Here is a 16,416-nt window from a genome sequence, read left to right as displayed (position 1 = left end):
CCCGCTGGTCCCGCGCGACCTGTTCGGACTGCCCGAGCCGACCGAGCCGCTCGGGGAGGCGGCGGCCGAGGCCACCCCCATACCGCTGGGAGCCGGTCCCGCCGGTGACCGGGCCGCCGACGACCACCACGAGCAGGACCGACCGGACGGTGACCGGCCGGAGCAGGAGCAGACCGGTGGTGCTCGCGAGGTCACCGGCCCGGTGCTGGTCACCGACGACGAGCCGGCTCGGGGGCGGGTCCGGTGATCCGGCGTCGGAAGCTGATCCGCGCGGTCGTCGCGGTGCTGGCCGTGCTGGCCGTGCTGGTCACTGCCGGCTGCGTGTCGATCCCCACCAGCGGCAAGGTCGAGCAGGTCGAGCAGGTCCGCGGGCTGCCCGACAACCGCAGCGAGATCGTCCCGAAGCCACCGGTGCAGGACGCGCCGCCGCGGCTGATCGTCGAGGGCTTCCTGTTGGCCATGACCCGCTACGAGCCCAACTACGACGTGGCCCGCCAGTTCCTCACCAGCGCCAGCCGGCAGTCCTGGCGACCCGGTGACAAGGTGACGATCTTCGACGACCGGCAGCTGGCCACCACCGACGACTCGGCGGTGCTGTCGGCCACCCGGACCGGCGTGCTCGGAGCCGACGGGGCGTACCAGCCGAGCAGCGGCGAGCTGGTGCAGAACTTCGGCATGGTCAAGGAGAACGGCCAGTGGCGGATCGGCAACCCGCCGGACGGGCTGCTGATCTCGCAGACCAGCTTCGCCAGCGCGTTCACCCCGTTCGACCTGTACTTCTACGACCCGAGCTTCACCGCGCTCGTCCCCGACCCCATCTACCTGCCCAGCGAGGGCCGGATCGAGGCCTCGCTGATCCAGGCGCTGCTCAACGGGCCGTCGGCCTGGCTGAGCCCGGCGGTGACCACCGCCTTCCCGGCCAAGACCACGCTCAACACCAACTCGGTGCCGGTGGTCGACGGGCTGGCCCAGGTGTCGCTGAGCGGCCAGGTGGCCGGGCTGACCGACGACCAGCGGAGCAACCTGGTCGCGCAGATCACCTGGACGCTGCGGCAGCAGACCGGCATCCGCGGTGTCCAGCTCACCGTCAACAACGAGCCGCTCACCGTCCGCGACCAGGTGACCCAGGGCAACGAGACCTTCATCCCGATCGACGCCGGCGCGCAGAAGGGGCCGATCTCGCCGCAGGCCAGCACCACCCTGGTCGGCGCCTCCGGCTCGAACGGCAACACGGTGGTCACCGTCGACGAGACTGGCGAGAGCCCGGTCCTCCGGCCGGTGCCGGGTCCCTTCGGCAAGGCCGCCTACGCGATCGACAGCCTCGCCGCCTCGACCTCGGGCTCCACCCTGGCCGCGGTCACCGACGGCCGCACCACGCTGCGCCGGGGTGCGGTCGCGGCCGTCGACCCGGTGGTGGTGCTCGACAAGGCCCGGGCGCTGCTACGGCCGCAGTTCACCCGCTACGACGAGCTCTGGACGATCGGCCAGGACGCCACCGGGACCCCGACGATCTGGGTGGCGCGCGGGTCGTCCACGGTCGAGGTCCGGCCCGACTGGCTCGGTGACCTGGACGTCACCGCGTTCCGGATCTCGCCCGACGGGTCGCGGCTGGCGGTGGTGGGGGAGCAGAACGGCAGCGACGTGCTGGCCCTGGCCACCATCGTCCGCGGGGACCACCTGACCATCGGCCCGCTCCGTGAGATCCAGGTCGCGCCGTCGGGCTCGGCGCTGCGACGGCTCGACGACGTCGGCTGGATCACCCCGACCGAGCTGATCGTGCTGGGCTCGCCCGGGCCGAGCGCCTCGGTCGAGCCGTACGGGGTCGAGCAGGACGGCTCGAAGACCGAGCGGCTCGGCAGCAGCGACGACTGGCGGGCCACCAGCATCGCCACCGCGATCGACCCGAGCTCGCTGTTCCGTGCGGTGATCGCCGGCCAGGGCGACGAGACCTGGGTCTACCGGAGCAGCGACTACTGGCCGCCGTTCTCGTCCAAGCTGCGGGTGCCGGCCTACCCGGGCTGAGCCGGCCGCGGGCTCGTCCACAGCGGGGAGCGACCCCGGAGCGCCGTCCACAGACCGGCCGGGCCGACCACCTCCCCAACGGGCCACCGTCCCAGGGTGGGGGCGTGGAACCCGCACGCTGGCCCGCACGCCGCCGCGCTCACGAAGTCTCAGGCTCGGTCTCGGGCACAGGGTCGGGCGGGGTGTCGGGGCGCGCTGCCGGACGGCTCGCGCTGGAGAGCGCGGCCGACCTGCTGCTCGGCGCCCGCTGTCACGGCTGCGGCGCTCCGGGGCTGACGGTGTGCGGACGGTGCCGGGACGCGGTGCTGGCCCGGCGCCCCCGGCCGGTGCTCCCTGAGCCGTGTCCCGACGACTTCCCGCTCACCGTCGCGGCCGGGCCGTCCGACCCGGTGCTCCGCGAGCTGATCAGCGCCCACAAGGACCGGCAGGCCTGGACGCTCACCGGCTTCCTCGGGGACCGGCTGGGCGACGCGGTGGTGCGGCTGCTCGTGCTGACCGGGCGGCTCGAGCGGGCGGGGACACCCACGGAGACGCCCGTGGTGCTGGTGCCGGTGCCGTCGTCGGCTGCGGCGGTCCGTCGTCGCGGCCGGGACGCCACGCTGGCGCTGGCCCGGCGGGCGGCCCGCCGGGCGAGCGTGGCCACCGGTGGTCCGGTGGGCGCCCGCGTGCTGCTGCGGCCGGCCCGCCGGTTGGCCGACCAGAGCGGTCTCGACCGGGTGGCGCGGGCGGCGAACGTCCGGGGCGCCTTCCGGACCGCCGGACGGTGGCGGCTCGGCCCGCTCGACCTGTCCGCCCTCACCGGTCGGGGGCTCGATGCCGGGCGGTACGCCGGGACGCCGGTGGTGGTGGTGGACGACCTGGTCACCACCGGCGCGAGCCTGCTCGAGGCGGCCCGGACGCTGGAGCGCGCCGGGCTGCCCGTGCTCGGTGCGGCGACGGTCGCCGCGACCCGGCGGCGGAGCCCGTCGCGACCGGCGGCCGCGTCTGTGAATCTGCTGTCGGTTCGCCGGCCGGGCACCCCGCGCCTGGCTTTCCCCGGGGGCGGCGGCTAACGTCACTCCATGGAGCGCTCGTCCTGCGATCCGCTTCCCGACGACCCGGTCCGTGGGACCGCCCGTCGGGGGATCTGCGGGGCCGGTCGCCGGCCCGCTGACGGTCCCGTCCGCGGGGCCGCCCGGCCGGAGTCCCGGCCGCTCCCCGTCCTCGCATCCACGCCGAGCCCGGCTCGGAGACCTGCTGACGCGGGCGCTCCGGACCGGGCTCGCGCGTTTCCGGATGCCGTGATCACCGATGGCGCAGCGCGCCCGAGGAGGCAGAGATGGATGTTGTCGTGAAGAGCCGGCACTGCACGGTGCAGGAGGGGTTCCGCTCCTTCGTGGAGGAGAAGATCACCCGGCTCGAGAAGCTCAACGACCGGGTCATCCGGGTCGAGGTCGAGGTCTCGGCCGAGCGGAACAAGCGACAACACGACCAGGCCAGCCGCGTCGAGATCACGCTCAAGGGCAAGGGTCCGGTGGTCCGGGCCGAGGCCGCCTCCGAGGACAAGGTGGCCGCCTTCGACATGGCGTTGGACAAGCTGATGGCCCAGCTCCGCCGCTCGGCCGACCGACGGCGGGTGCACCGCGGCAGCCGGCGACCGCGCTCGCTGCAGGAGGCCGCCGCCGACCAGCCGCTGGAGACGCCCGAGGGCATGGACGGCACGGACGGCGACCAGGACCCGGGCACCCGGACCGTGGCCGGGATGGAGGTCCAGGGCGACGGACCGCTGGTGGTCCGGGAGAAGACGCACCAGGCCGCGCCGATGAACCTGGAACAGGCCCTGCACGAGATGGAGCTGGTCGGTCACGACTTCTTCCTGTTCGTCGACGCGGATACCCACCGGCCGGCGGTGGTGTACCGCCGTCACGGCTACGACTACGGCGTCATCCACCTCGAGACCGTCGAGGAGCTGGTCGACGCCTGAGACCCGCGGAGGCCGGGCCGGACTGTCGGTGCCGCTCCCTAGGGTGAGCGCATGGCGACGTCCAGCCCGGCCCCCAGCCCGGCCCCGCGGCGCCCGCGCGAGAGCCTGAGCCGGGCCGAGGCGCGGCGGGTGGTGCTGGCTGCCCAGGGCCTCGGTCGGCGCCCGGACCGGGTCCCGGGGATGCGGGACCTGCAGGGCCACGTCGACCGGCTGGCCCAGTTCCAGATCGACTCGATCAACGTCGTCGCCCGCGCCCACTACCTGCCGCTGTTCTCCCGGCTCGGCCACTACGACCCGGCCCTGCTCGACCGGGCCGCCGGACGTGCGCCACGGCGGCTGTTCGAGTACTGGGGGCACGCGGCGAGCCTGATCGACGTCACCCTCCAGCCCGCACTGCGCAGCCGGATGCAGGGCTGGGCCGAGACCGACATGTGGGGTTCGGTCAAGCGGATCCGGGACGAGAAGCCCGAGCTGCTCGACTGGGTGCTGGCCGAGCTCGACCGCCGGGGCCCCACCAGCGCCCGCGACCTCGACCCGGACCCGGAGCGGCGGCGCGACCACTGGGGCTGGAACTGGTCGGACGTCAAGACCGCCTGCGAGTGGCTGTTCTTCACCGGCGCGATCACCGCGGCCCGGCGGAACAGCTCGTTCGAACGGCTCTACGACCTGCCCGAACGGGTGCTGCCGCCGTCGGTGGTCGCCACCCCGACCCCCGACGAGCCAGAGGCGATGCGGACCCTGGTCCGCCGGGCCGCGCAGGCGCTCGGGCTGGCCAGCGAGCCCGACCTGCGCGACTACTTCCGCACCCGCCCGGAGCGGACCAAGCAGGCGGTGGCCGAGCTCGTCGAGGCCGGTGAGCTGCTCCCGGTCCGGGTGCACGGCTGGGACGACGTCGGCACCCGCGGACGGCAGCTCTACCTGTGGCACCGCACCGTCGTCCCGCGTCGGGTCGAGGTCTCCGCCCTGGTCAGCCCGTTCGACTCGGTGATGTTCGAGCGGGACCGGCTGGCCGCACTGTTCGACTTCGACTACCGGATCGAGATCTACGTCCCCGAGGCCAAGCGGCGCTACGGCTACTACGTCTACCCGTTCCTGTTCGGCGAGCGGTTCGCCGCCCGGGTCGACCTCAAGGCGGACCGCGCCTCCGGGGTGCTCCGGGTCAACGGTGCCTGGGCCGAGGCCGGGATCGACCGGCCGACTGGGGAGGTGGCCGCCGCGTTGGCCGCCGAGCTCCGGCTCGCCGCCGGCTGGCTGGGTCTCGGCGACGTCGTGGTGCAGCCGCGCGGCGACCTGGCCGCTGCGCTCTCCGGCGCGGTCTCCGGCGGGCTCGGTTCCGGCCAGGGCGCGCCGCGGGACGGGACGGCCGACCGGCCGCCACCCTGAGCGGACCGACCGCTCAGGCCCGGCGCATTACGATGGACGAGCGGTCGCCCCGCGCCGGGCACCGTGGCCACCCCCCGCGGCCACCCCGAGCCACCGGTGCGGCCCCGCGCCGATCCACCCGCTGTCTACTCCCAGGAGCGTTCGACCCGTGGCAATCATGGACAGGCTGCTGCGTGTCGGCGAGGGCAAGATCCTCCGCCGGCTCAAGAGCATCGCCGATCAGGTCAACTCCATCGAGGAGGACTTCGAGGCGATGAGCGACGACGAGCTCCGCGGTCAGACCGACGAGTTCAAGAAGCGCCTCGCCGACGGCGAGTCCCTCGAGCAGCTGCTGCCGGAGGCGTTCGCCACCGTCCGCGAGGCCACCAAGCGGGTGCTCGGCAAGCGTCACTACGACGTCCAGATCATGGGTGGGGCCGCGCTCCACCTCGGCAACATCGCCGAGATGAAGACCGGTGAGGGCAAGACCCAGGTCGCGCTGCTGCCGTCCTACCTCAACGCGCTGACCGGCCGCGGCGTCCACGTGGTCACGGTCAACGACTACCTGGCCAAGTTCCAGTCGGAGCAGATGGGCCGGGTGCACCACTTCCTCGGGCTGGAGGTGGGCGCGATCCTCTCCCAGATGACCCCGGAGGAGCGCCGCCGGGCCTACGCCTGCGACATCACCTACGGCACCAACAACGAGTTCGGCTTCGACTACCTGCGCGACAACATGGCGCTCAGCCTCGACGAGTGCGTCCAGCGCGAGCACCACTTCGCCATCGTCGACGAGGTCGACTCGATCCTGATCGACGAGGCCCGGACGCCGTTGATCATCTCCGGCCCGGCCGAGGACACCCAGCAGTGGTACCCGACGTTCTCCAAGATCGTCGAGCGGCTCCGGCGCGACGCCGACTACGAGGTCGACGAGAAGAAGCGCACGGTGGCGATCCTCGAGCCCGGCATCGACAAGGTCGAGGACCGGCTCGGGATGGACAACCTCTACGAGTCGGCCAACACCCCGCTGATCAGCTATCTCAACAACGCGCTCAAGGCCAAGGAGCTGTTCAAGCGCGACAAGGACTACGTGGTCATCGACGGCGAGGTGCTGATCGTCGACGAGCACACCGGCCGGGTGCTCCAGGGCCGTCGGTACAACGAGGGTCTGCACCAGGCGATCGAGGCCAAGGAGCGGGTCGAGATCAAGGACGAGTACCAGACGCTCGCCACGATCACCCTGCAGAACTTCTTCCGGATGTACGAGAAGCTCGCCGGCATGACCGGTACGGCGATGACCGAGGCCGCCGAGTTCCAGAAGATCTACGGCCTCGGGGTGATCCCGATCCCGACCCACAAGCCGATGATCAGGACCGACCAGCGCGACCTGATCTACCGCACCGAGGAAGCCAAGTTCGCCGCCATCGTCGAGGACGTGGCCGAGCGGCACGAGAAGGGCCAGCCGGTCCTGATCGGCACCGCCAGCGTGGCCAAGAGCGAGATCCTCTCGACCATGCTGACCCAGGCCGGTGTCGCGCACGAGGTGCTGAACGCCAAGCAGCACGAGCGCGAGGCCGCGATCGTCGCGCTGGCCGGCAAGAAGGGCGCGGTCACCGTGGCCACCAACATGGCCGGCCGCGGCACCGACATCATCCTCGGCGGCAACCCCGAGTTCCTCGCCGACGCCCGGCTGCGGGCGCGCGGGCTCGACCCGGTCGAGCATGCAGAGGAGTACGAGGCCGCCTACCCCGAGGTGCTCGAGGAGATCGAGTCCGAGAGCCAGGGCGAGCACGACGAGGTGGTCGAGTTCGGCGGGCTCTACGTGGTCGGCTCGGAGCGGCACGAGTCCCGCCGGATCGACAACCAGCTCCGCGGCCGGTCCGGTCGTCAGGGCGACCCCGGCGAGTCCCGCTTCTACCTCAGCCTCGGCGACGACCTGATGCGGCTGTTCAAGTCCGACATCGTCGAGTGGGTGCTGCAGGCGTTGCGGGTGCCCGACGACCAGCCGATCGAGAACAAGAGGGTGAGCAGCTCGATCGCCAGCGCCCAGAGCCAGGTCGAGGCGCAGAACTTCGAGGTCCGCAAGAACATCCTCAAGTACGACGACGTGATGAACCGCCAGCGTCACGCGGTCTACGGCGACCGGCGCAAGGTGCTCGAGGGCGCCGACGTCGAGGCCCAGCTGCGCAACGCGGTCGACACGGTCATCGAGCAGGGCGTGGTCGCGGCGACCGAGGGCTTCAGCGAGGACTGGGACCTCGAGCAGCTGTGGACGCAGATGCGCACCCTCTACCCGGTCTCGCTCGACCTCGACGAGTACGAGGGTCGCGACGACCTCGAGCGCGACGAGCTGGTCGCCGCGTTCAAGGAGGACGCCTCCCGGGCCTACGACGCCCGCGAGGAGGCCGTCGGGGCCGAGACCATGCGCGAGCTCGAGCGCCAGGTGATGCTCACCGTGCTCGACCGCAAGTGGCGCGAGCACCTCTACGAGATGGACTACCTGCGCGAGGGCATCGGGTTGCGCGCCATGGCCCAGAAGGACCCGCTGGTCGAGTACCAGCGCGAGGGCGGCGAGATGTTCAACCAGATGATGGACGCCTTCATGGAGGAGGTCGTCGGGTTCGTCTTCAACCTGCAGGTCGAGCCGACCGCCGCGCAGAAGGTCGGCGTGGTGGCCGGGAGCGACGGCCAGGCCCTCCAGGTCGGCCGGACGTCACGGAACGACCAGGGCTCGGTGCTGATCGAGTCGGGCCCGGACCCGGACGAGCCCGGGGTGGAGATCCGCCGGGTCGACGACCACGGTGACCACGACCATGATCACGACCACAATCATGATCACGACGGGCACGCCCACGGGAACGGCAACGGCAGCAACGGCTCAGGGGCCGCTGTCAGGGCCAAGGGCCTGGGCGGTTCGCGTCCGCGCGAGCTCAGCTACAGCGCCCCCGGCGAGGACGGCAGCGCGCAGCAGACCCGCGGCACCACCGCCACCGAGGTCGACGAGTACGCCAACGTCGGCCGCAACGCTCCGTGCCCGTGCGGCTCGGGCAAGAAGTTCAAGATGTGCCACGGCCGCTCCGGCGCCTGAGCGTCCTCACCGCAGCGCACGCCTACGCAGCGCACGCCGCAGCCCGGCTGACCGACGGTCAGCCGGGCTGCGGCGTCTGCGGACCGAAGTCGAGCGCCGTGCACAGCCAGCGCTCGCCGCGACCCTCGAGCCGGAGGGCCATCGCCGTCGGCGCGGGACCACCGACCACCACGGCGACCTCGACGGCGCCGGCCGAGGGCCGCTGGACCCGCACACCGATCCGGGTGGCCGGTCCGCCCGCCACTCGCCCCGCCGGGAGCGAGCCCGCCAGGAGCGTGGCCCGTGCGCGGTCGCGGCGCAGCTGGCGGCTCCGCAGCACCACCGTGGCCAGCGCCCGTTCGTCGGTCCAGCGAGCCAGCTGAACGGCCGGACGGCGTCCGTGGACCACCTCGACCACCAGCCCGGCCAGCCATCGGCTCCATCGCTCGGGATCCGGGAGCCCGGGAACGGACGACGTGCTGACGAGGTCGGAGCCGGACCGCCGACGCTCTGGACCCGGCGGGTCGACGAGCGGAACCGGTCCGTCCCAGCGGTCGTGGACGTACGCCGGCCGGACGCCCGCGGTCGTCGGTGCGGGCGTCGGTGTGGTCGAGCGCTCGGGCGACGCCTCGGCGTCCGGAAACGGCTCCGGACCGGCGGGGCCGCCGAGGTCGGGGAGCGCCGGCTGGTCGTCGCCGTCCCCGTCCGGGGACCGGGCCCAGTCGAGCACCGGCGGGCCCAGCGGCGGCAGCGGCCGCCCGGTGACCGTGGCCGCCGGGGCGGGATCCTGTCCGGTGCGCTGAGCGGGGCCGGCTGCGCTGATCACGTCCACGACAGCACTCTGGCGACGGTCGCCGCGGCGGGCCAGAGCCCGCCGCCGATCTGTGGACAGGGGCTGCCTGCGGTCCACGGCCTCAGGGCGAGAACAGCAGCAGCAGCCCGGCGCAGGTGTAGAACACCATCACCACCAGCAACGGCAGCTGCCCCAGCACGACGGTCCGCAGCCCCGGCTCGGCGCCCGGCGCGGTCCGACCGTCCGCTCCGGCCGGGGCGAACAGCTGCAGCGACTTCTCGTGGGCGGCCACGATGCCGAGCACGTGGCCGCCGACGATGGCCACCACCTGCACCACGGCGACCGCGGTCGGGTGGTCGTAGATCGAGGCGTTGACGCCCATCCGGGCGCTGCCGAAGACGTTCCAGCCGAGCCCGAGCGGGTCGGACCAGTGGATCGCGGTCCGCTGCCCCTCGACCACCAGCAGCGTCGCGTAGTGCGCGATCGCGTACCCGACCACGATCGGCACCACCGTGGGGGCCATCAGCCGGGGCAGCTCGACGGCGCGACGCCGCGGCGCCGTGAACGGCGCCATCAGCACGGTGCCGAGCCCGAAGCTCAGCCCGACCGCGAGCATCATGACCAGCAGCCCGCCGGTCTGCCAGAGCTCTGGCGGGAGTGTGGAGTCCTGGACGGTGGAGATCCAGAAGGTGGTGTTGGAGAAGCTGTCGTAGGCGGTGCTGCCGAGCAACGCGGCGACCACCGCGGCCGAGCCGGGCGGCGGCGTGGACGCGGTCAGTCCGGCCAGCGGGTTGACCAGGGTGACCCGGCCGTCGACCCGGCGCCACGGCGACAGCCGGGCGACCGCGGACGCGTACACCTCGAACGGGTCGGCCGCGGCGATCCAGCGCCGGCCGAACACCACCGCGCCGAGCACCAGCAGCACCAGCCAGGCGAGCGCCCAGACCCGCAGCACCGGCAGCGTGGTCCGGTCGGGCTGGATCAGCTCGAGCCAGGCGAACCCGAAAATCCCCACCGCGGCCGGCCAGCACCCCAGCCGGGCGGGCAGGGTGGCCAGCCCCTCGTCAGGGTCGGTCCGGGCCAGCGCGCAGAGACCGCGGTGCAGGGTGCGCAGCGGGTTCGTGACCCGCAACCAGGGTCCCAGCAGCAGCGACAGCGGGACCAGCCCGACCCACATCCAGACGAAGACGAAGCCGAACACCGGGTTGGTCAGCAGGTCCTGGCCGGCGAACAGGGCCAGGCCGGCCCACAGGTAGACGAGCAGGACCACCACGCGGACGGCGATCCGGAAGCCACGGGCGTCGACCACCGCGGTCAGGACGTCCGAGACCTGCCGGGCCAGCGGGTCGAGCAGCGGCCGGTAGCGCGGGCTCCGCCAGGCGAAGAAGAGCACGACGAACGAGACGACCAGCGCAGCCGCGGCACCGCCGACCACGAAACCGAAGGGCAGCGGCAGGTCGCGGCGGTTGCCGATCCCGTGCATCGGCACCAGCACGAAGCCGCCCGTCCGGACCGCGAGCGCGGTCAGCGAGGCGGTGATCACGAGGAGCTCACGACAGGTTCCACGACGGGCGGGAGCGCAGGGTTCAGCGCACGTTCATGATCGCGATGATCTTCTCCGGCTCGTGCGACTCGATCTCCACGCTGCCGGGCTGGTCGGCGACGAACTCCTTGGTCACCGGGGTGTTCGCGGTCACCGGGATCTCGATGTCGAAGCCGTGCACGTGCACCTCGTCGTCGTGGTCGCTGGTGATGTCCAGCCGCACGGTCTGACCGCGCCGGACGTCGATCTTGGACCCGTTCGGGCTGACCGTGCCGTCGACGAGCTTGATGGTGATCACCACCGGGGCGCTCGCCGAGCTGCTCGCCGACGGGGTGCTGCCGCTCGACGCGCTCGGGGAGCCGGCCGGCGCCGCGCTGCCGGACGCGCTGCCGGAGCCGTCGTCCGACGTCGGCGCCGGGGTGCAGCCGGTGATCACGGCGCACACGGCGAGTCCGGCCACCAGCAGTCCGGCGAGCCCGGTGGCCCTGGTGCTGCGGCGGGTGGTCGTCGGCATGGAGGTCCTCTCGTCGGTGGTCCGGTCGGAGCGTTCGTCAGGGCCCGCGGCTGCCCGGCGGACGGGGGCGTGCGCCGGGAGCAGGCCGGGGGAGCCGGTGGTCGCGCCGCGTCGCGCGGGGTCCAGCATGTCACTCGGGGCCGGCCCCTCCCTCGAGCCACGATCGGCCGACGGCCCGGGTTCCCGAGTAGCCTGACTGCCGTGCCCACCCGTCTGACCCCCCTCGAGGTGTCGACGCTGGCCCGGGACACCGCGCACACCCCGGCGCAGATCGGCACCGTCGACATCTTCGACGCCGGCCCCGCGGGCTTCGACTACGAGCGGTTGATCTCGCTGATCCGCGACCGGGTCCGCTACGTCCCGCGCTACCGGCAGCGGATCCGTTCGGTGCCCGCGCGGCTGGCCGGCCCGGTGTGGGCCGACGACGAGGACTTCGACCTCACCTTCCACGTCCGCCGTTCGGCGCTGCCGCGCCCGGGGACCCGCGAGCAGCTGCTCCAGTTCGTCGGCCGGGTGATGGCCCGGCGGCTCGACCGGTCGCGTCCGCTGTGGGAGATGTACCTGGTCGAGGGGCTCGCCGACAACCGGTTCGCGCTGCTGACCAAGACCCACCAGTGCCTGGTCGACGGGATCGAGACCGTCGACATCGGCCAGGTGCTGCTCGACGCCGAACCCGAGCCCGACGACGCCGCCGACTGGACGCCGGGCTGGCACCCGGCGCCCGCGCCGACCGCGGTCGAGCTGGTGGCCGGGGCGGTCCGGGAGGCGATCGCCGACCCGGAGCAGGCGCTCGCGCACGCCCAGCAGACGGTGTCCACCGCTCTCGGGGTGGCCGGGGCCGTCGGTGGGGCGGTCGGCGAGGTGGTCGGTGGGCTGGCCACCGCGTTCGCCCCGGTGACGCCGGGGTCGCTGCTCCGCAGCCGGCGCCCGACGGAGGGACCGCTGACCGGGCCGGTCTCCGAGCAGCGCCGGTTCGCCACCGTGTCGGCCGACCTGGCCGACTTCCGCGCCGTCCGGGCCGAGCACCAGCACACGATCAACGACGTGGTGCTCGCGGTGATCGCCGGCGGGTTGCGGGCCTGGCTGCTGACCCGCGGTGAGGCCGTGCCGTCGACCAAGCGGCTGACCGCGCTGGTGCCGATGTCGGTGACCGACGACGACGGCGAGCCGAGTCCGCTGGGCAGCCGGGTGGCCCCGACGCTGATGAGCCTGCCGATCGGCGAGCCGAACCCGCTGATGCGGCTGCACCAGGTGGGCTACGGCACCCAGGCGCACAAGGACACCGGTCGCGCGGTCGGGGCACGGAGCATCTCCGACCTGGCCGGCTTCGCGCCCACCACCCTGCACGCTCTCGGGGTCCGGGCCGCGGGCGGACTGGCCCGCCGCCAGCACGACCTGCTTATCACCAACGCCCCGGGCCCGCAGCTGCCGTTGTTCGCCGCCGGGTCGCGGATGGTGGCCAGCTACCCGGTGGTGCCGCTCGAGCCGAACCACCTGCTGGCCGTCGGCGTCACCTCCTACGACGGTCGCGTGTTCCTCGGCCTCAACGCCGACCGGGACGCGATCCGCGACCTCGACGTGCTGGCCCAGTGCCTCGGCGACGCGCTCGAGGAGCTGGTCGACACCACGGCCCGGGCCTCGGCGACCCGGCAGCCGACCCGCAAGGCGTCGCCGGAGGCGCGTCGGGCGGCCGCCCGCAAGGCTGCCGCCCGACGGGCCGCCGCCGAGCGGGCGGCGGTGAAGCGGGCCGCGGTCAAGCGGGCACTGGCACCACGACCTCCGTCCGGCCGACGCGACGCGCCGACCCCGACCGCGGGCGGGGAATTACCGACCCCGCGCCGCGCCGCGGCGAGGCAGGCCACGGCCCGGAAGGCGGCGGCGACGAAGAAGGCGACCGCCTCGGGCGCCACCAAGGCGGGCACGGCGAAGACGGGCACGGCGAAGACGGGCACGGCGAAGAAGACGGCGAAGAGGACGACGACGTCGACCGAGAGCAGGACGACCGCGAAGAAGACGACGACCGCGAGAGCCGCGAAGAAGGCGGGCGCGGCGACGAGGACGACGAGACCCGAGGAGGACGGCCGGTGATGATCTTCGTCCCGCTCGCGCGCGCCGACGCCGAACGGCTCCGGGACGCCGGACCGGCCGGCGCCCGCGACGGGGTCCGTGGGTTCGCCGCGACCGCGTCGCTGGTCCGGGCGCACGGGCTCGGCCCGAAGGACGAGGACGAGGCCGCCTACACCGCGCAGGCCTACGCGATGACCGCCGGGCTGCTCGCCGGCGTCTGGCCGGACGGCGACCGGGTGGTGCTCGCCGCCGAGGTGGCCGACGGTTCGGTCACCGACGAGCACAGCGACCTCGGTGAGGTGCGGGCGGACGGCCTCGGGTGGAGCGTCGTCGCCGCGGTCTTCTCCGACGGACCCGAGCCCGACCCGACGGCCCGCCCGGCGGTCATCGCGGCGGCCGCCGCGCTGGCGGGAACCGCGCTCGAGGACGCGGTCGACCGCCCGGAGGTCGAGCAGCTGCTCGAGCAGCACGACCTGCTCTGGCACGTCCCCGACGAACGCTGGTGACCCGCACCGGCCGGGCCGCGTCGGTCCGGCGGGCCTGATCTCCGCCCGCGAACCGCCCCGGCTGTCGGGGCCGGGTGACAGGATGGACGCATGCCACGCTCCATCTGGAAGGGTGCGATCTCCTTCGGCCTGGTCACGATCCCGGTCAAGCTCTACTCGGCGACCGAGGAGAAGGACGTCAGCTTCCGTCAGGTCCACCCCAAGGACGGGGGACGGATCAAGTACAAGCGGGTCTGTGAGAAGTGCGGTGAGGAAGTGCCCTACGGCGAGATCGCCAAGGGCTACGAGCTTCCCGACGGCCGGATGGTCATCCTCGAGAAGGAGGACTTCGACCAGCTCCCGCTGACCACCACCAAGTCGGTCGAGGTGGTGCAGTTCGTCGGCGAGGACGAGGTCGACCCGACCTACTTCGCCAAGACCTACTTCATGGAGGCCGAGGGGCCGGGCACCAAGCCGTACGTGCTGCTCCGGGACGCGCTGATCAAGACCGGGCGCTGCGCCGTGGTCAAGGTCGCGCTCCGCTCGCGGGAGGCACTGGCGCTGATCCGCCCGGTCGACGGGGTGCTGCGGATGCACACCATGCTCTGGCCCGACGAGCTCCGCGACGGCGCGTTCGCCGCGCCCCCGGCCGACGTCACCGTCTCCGACGCCGAGGTCACCATGGCCCAGTCGTTCATCGAGGCGCTGGCCGGTGACTTCGACCCGAGCCAGTTCCACGACGCCTACCGCGAGGCGGTCGAGGAGGTCGTCCAGTCCAAGCTCACCGGTGTCGAGGTCGCCGCCCCCGAGGAGGAGGCCGAGGAGGCCGAGGTCGTCGACCTGGTCGCGGCGCTCCGGGCCTCGGTCGAGGCGGCCAAGAAGCGGCGTGAGGAAGGCGCCAAGCAGGCGGTCTGAGCGCCGGGTCCGCCCGGCCGGCACGCGCCGGGCGGGGGACTAACCTCGTCGCCGTGGATGCCGTCACCAACGTTCCCCTGCCGCACAACGAGCCCGTCCGCGGCTACGCCCCGGGCACCCCCGAGCGGGCCGCGCTCGAGGCCAGACTGGCCGAGCTGGCGGGCGCGGACCCGGTCGAGCTGACCGCGACCATCGGCGGTATGCAGCGTCGTCCCGGCGGTGCGGCCTTCGAGGTGACGATGCCCTCGGACCACCACCACGTGCTCGGCACCTCCGCGCACGCCGCGGCCACCGACGCCGAGGACGCCATCGAGGCGGCCGCCGAGGCCGCGCACGACTGGGCCGCGATGAGCTTCGACGACCGGGCGGCGATCTTCCTGCGCGCCGCCGACCTGCTGGCCGGACCGTGGCGCGACACCCTCAACGCCGCGACCATGCTCGGGCAGGGCAAGACCGTCCAGCAGGCCGAGATCGACTCCGCCTGCGAGCTGATCGACTTCCTGCGCTTCAACGTCGCCTTCGCGCGCGAGCTGCAGACCCACCAGCCGATCAGCTCACCCGGGGTGTGGAACCGGACCGACTACCGCCCGCTCGAGGGTTTCGTCTACGCGATCACCCCGTTCAACTTCACCGCGATCGCCGGCAACCTGCCGAGCGCGCCGGCGCTGATGGGGAACACGGTGCTGTGGAAGCCGAGCCCCACCCAGCAGTTCGCCGCGCACTTCACCCTGCGGTTGTTCGAGGCGGCCGGGCTGCCGGCCGGGGTGATCAACCTGCTGCCGGGCGACGGTCTCGAGGTCTCCTCGGTCGCGCTGACCCATCCGCAGCTGGCCGGGATCCACTTCACCGGCTCGACCGCCACCTTCAAGCACCTCTGGCGCGAGGTCGGCGAGCACCTCGACGTCTACCGCGGCTACCCGCGGATCGTGGGGGAGACCGGCGGCAAGGACTTCGTCGTCGCCCATCCCTCGGCCGACCCCGACACCCTGCGCACCGCGCTGATCCGCGGCGCGTTCGAGTACTCCGGGCAGAAGTGCTCGGCCGCCTCCCGGGCCTACGTCGCCCGGAGCGTCTGGGACCGGGTCCGCGACGACCTCGTCGCCGAGACCGAGGCGCTCAGCGTCGGCGACGTCCGCGACCTGTCGCACTTCACCTCGGCGGTGATCGACCAGCGCGCGTTCGGCAAGCACCGCGACCTGTTCGACCGGGTGGCCACGGGCTCGGCGGCCACCGTGCTGGCCGGCGGCACCACCGACGACCGCGAGGGCTGGTACGTCCGGCCCGCCCTGATCACCAGCGACGACCTGCACCACGAGATCTTCACCACCGAGTTCTTCGGCCCGATCCTCGGCATCGCGGTCTACGAGGACGCCGACTTCGCCGCGGTGCTCGACACCGTCGACACCACGGCGCCGTACGGGCTGACCGGCGCGGTGATCGCGGAGGACCGCACCGCGCTGGCCCAGGCCACCGAGAGGCTGCGGTTCACCGCCGGGAACTTCTACCTCAACGACAAGCCCACCGGGGCGGTGGTCGGGCAGCAGCCGTTCGGCGGGGCCCGGGCCTCGGGCACCAACGACAAGGCCGGGTCGATGTGGAACCTGATCCGCTGGGCCAGCCCGCGGGCGATCAAGGAGACCTTCGTGCCGGCCACCGACCATCGCTACCCGCACATGGGCTGAGCGCCT

General features: G+C 73.1%; 13 protein-coding genes. 10 read left to right on the top strand and 3 right to left on the bottom strand.

Features of this window, described 5'->3' with window-relative positions:
• The 6 genes from FHX74_RS14710 to secA all read left to right on the top strand — a co-directional run.
• Window positions 1-247 (top strand): hypothetical protein (locus FHX74_RS14710; protein ID WP_182560895.1); only part of this gene is annotated, 247 nt, incomplete at its 5' end.
• Window positions 244-2,022 carry an LpqB family beta-propeller domain-containing protein gene (locus FHX74_RS14705; protein ID WP_182560894.1) on the top strand — a complete coding sequence of 593 codons (1,779 nt, stop codon included), beginning with the start codon at window positions 244-246 and terminating at the stop codon, window positions 2,020-2,022. The genes FHX74_RS14710 and FHX74_RS14705, both read left to right, overlap by 4 nt.
• A 182-nt stretch (window positions 2,023-2,204) precedes the next feature.
• Window positions 2,205-3,074 (top strand): ComF family protein, encoded by an 870-nt coding sequence (locus tag FHX74_RS14700; protein ID WP_328823837.1) that lies wholly within the window; start codon window positions 2,205-2,207, stop codon window positions 3,072-3,074.
• Window positions 3,075-3,340: 266 nt separating this feature from the next.
• Window positions 3,341-3,985, top strand: a complete 645-nt coding sequence (gene hpf / locus FHX74_RS14695) for a ribosome hibernation-promoting factor, HPF/YfiA family (RefSeq protein WP_182560893.1) — start codon at window positions 3,341-3,343, stop codon at window positions 3,983-3,985.
• Window positions 3,986-4,036: 51 nt separating this feature from the next.
• Window positions 4,037-5,368 carry a winged helix-turn-helix domain-containing protein gene (locus FHX74_RS14690; RefSeq protein ID WP_182560892.1) on the top strand — a complete coding sequence of 444 codons (1,332 nt, stop codon included), beginning with the start codon at window positions 4,037-4,039 and terminating at the stop codon, window positions 5,366-5,368.
• A gap of 148 nt (window positions 5,369-5,516) precedes the next feature.
• Window positions 5,517-8,432 carry a preprotein translocase subunit SecA gene (gene secA, locus FHX74_RS14685; protein WP_456238308.1) on the top strand — a complete coding sequence of 972 codons (2,916 nt, stop codon included), beginning with the start codon at window positions 5,517-5,519 and terminating at the stop codon, window positions 8,430-8,432.
• Window positions 8,433-8,490: 58 nt separating this feature from the next.
• Here the strand turns inward: secA and FHX74_RS14680 are convergent, their stop codons facing one another.
• The 3 genes from FHX74_RS14680 to FHX74_RS14670 form a co-directional block, all read right to left on the bottom strand.
• Window positions 8,491-9,243, bottom strand: coding sequence for an Rv3235 family protein (locus FHX74_RS14680; RefSeq protein WP_182560890.1), 753 nt, complete (start codon window positions 9,241-9,243; stop codon window positions 8,491-8,493).
• Between the two features lie 82 nt (window positions 9,244-9,325).
• Window positions 9,326-10,747: a hypothetical protein gene (locus FHX74_RS14675; protein WP_328823836.1), complete on the bottom strand. Its 1,422-nt coding sequence runs from the start codon at window positions 10,745-10,747 to the stop codon at window positions 9,326-9,328.
• 43 nt (window positions 10,748-10,790) lie between these two features.
• Window positions 10,791-11,261, bottom strand: a complete 471-nt coding sequence (locus tag FHX74_RS14670) for a cupredoxin domain-containing protein (RefSeq protein ID WP_182560889.1) — start codon at window positions 11,259-11,261, stop codon at window positions 10,791-10,793.
• A 201-nt stretch (window positions 11,262-11,462) separates the two neighbouring features.
• Between FHX74_RS14670 and FHX74_RS14665 the strand changes: the two genes are divergently transcribed.
• From FHX74_RS14665 to pruA, 4 genes are all read left to right on the top strand, one after another.
• Window positions 11,463-13,349, top strand: a complete 1,887-nt coding sequence (locus FHX74_RS14665; RefSeq protein WP_182560888.1) for a WS/DGAT/MGAT family O-acyltransferase — start codon at window positions 11,463-11,465, stop codon at window positions 13,347-13,349.
• Window positions 13,349-13,834 (top strand): DUF6912 family protein, encoded by a 486-nt coding sequence (locus tag FHX74_RS14660; protein ID WP_407941486.1) that lies wholly within the window; start codon window positions 13,349-13,351, stop codon window positions 13,832-13,834. The genes FHX74_RS14665 and FHX74_RS14660 overlap by 1 nt, the downstream gene beginning before the upstream one ends.
• Window positions 13,835-13,924: 90 nt before the next feature.
• Entirely contained in the window at window positions 13,925-14,728 is an 804-nt protein-coding gene (ku, locus tag FHX74_RS14655) for a non-homologous end joining protein Ku (protein ID WP_182560886.1), read from the top strand.
• A 53-nt stretch (window positions 14,729-14,781) separates the two neighbouring features.
• Window positions 14,782-16,410, top strand: a complete 1,629-nt coding sequence (gene pruA / locus FHX74_RS14650; protein ID WP_182560885.1) for an L-glutamate gamma-semialdehyde dehydrogenase — start codon at window positions 14,782-14,784, stop codon at window positions 16,408-16,410.
• Window positions 16,411-16,416: the final 6 nt, after the last annotated feature.

This window comes from Microlunatus kandeliicorticis (genome assembly GCF_014137855.1).
GTDB lineage: Bacteria > Actinomycetota > Actinomycetes > Propionibacteriales > Propionibacteriaceae > Microlunatus > Microlunatus kandeliicorticis.
The sequence above is the reverse complement of the archived record's forward strand: the minus strand, read 5'-3'. Positions and strand labels throughout refer to the sequence as shown.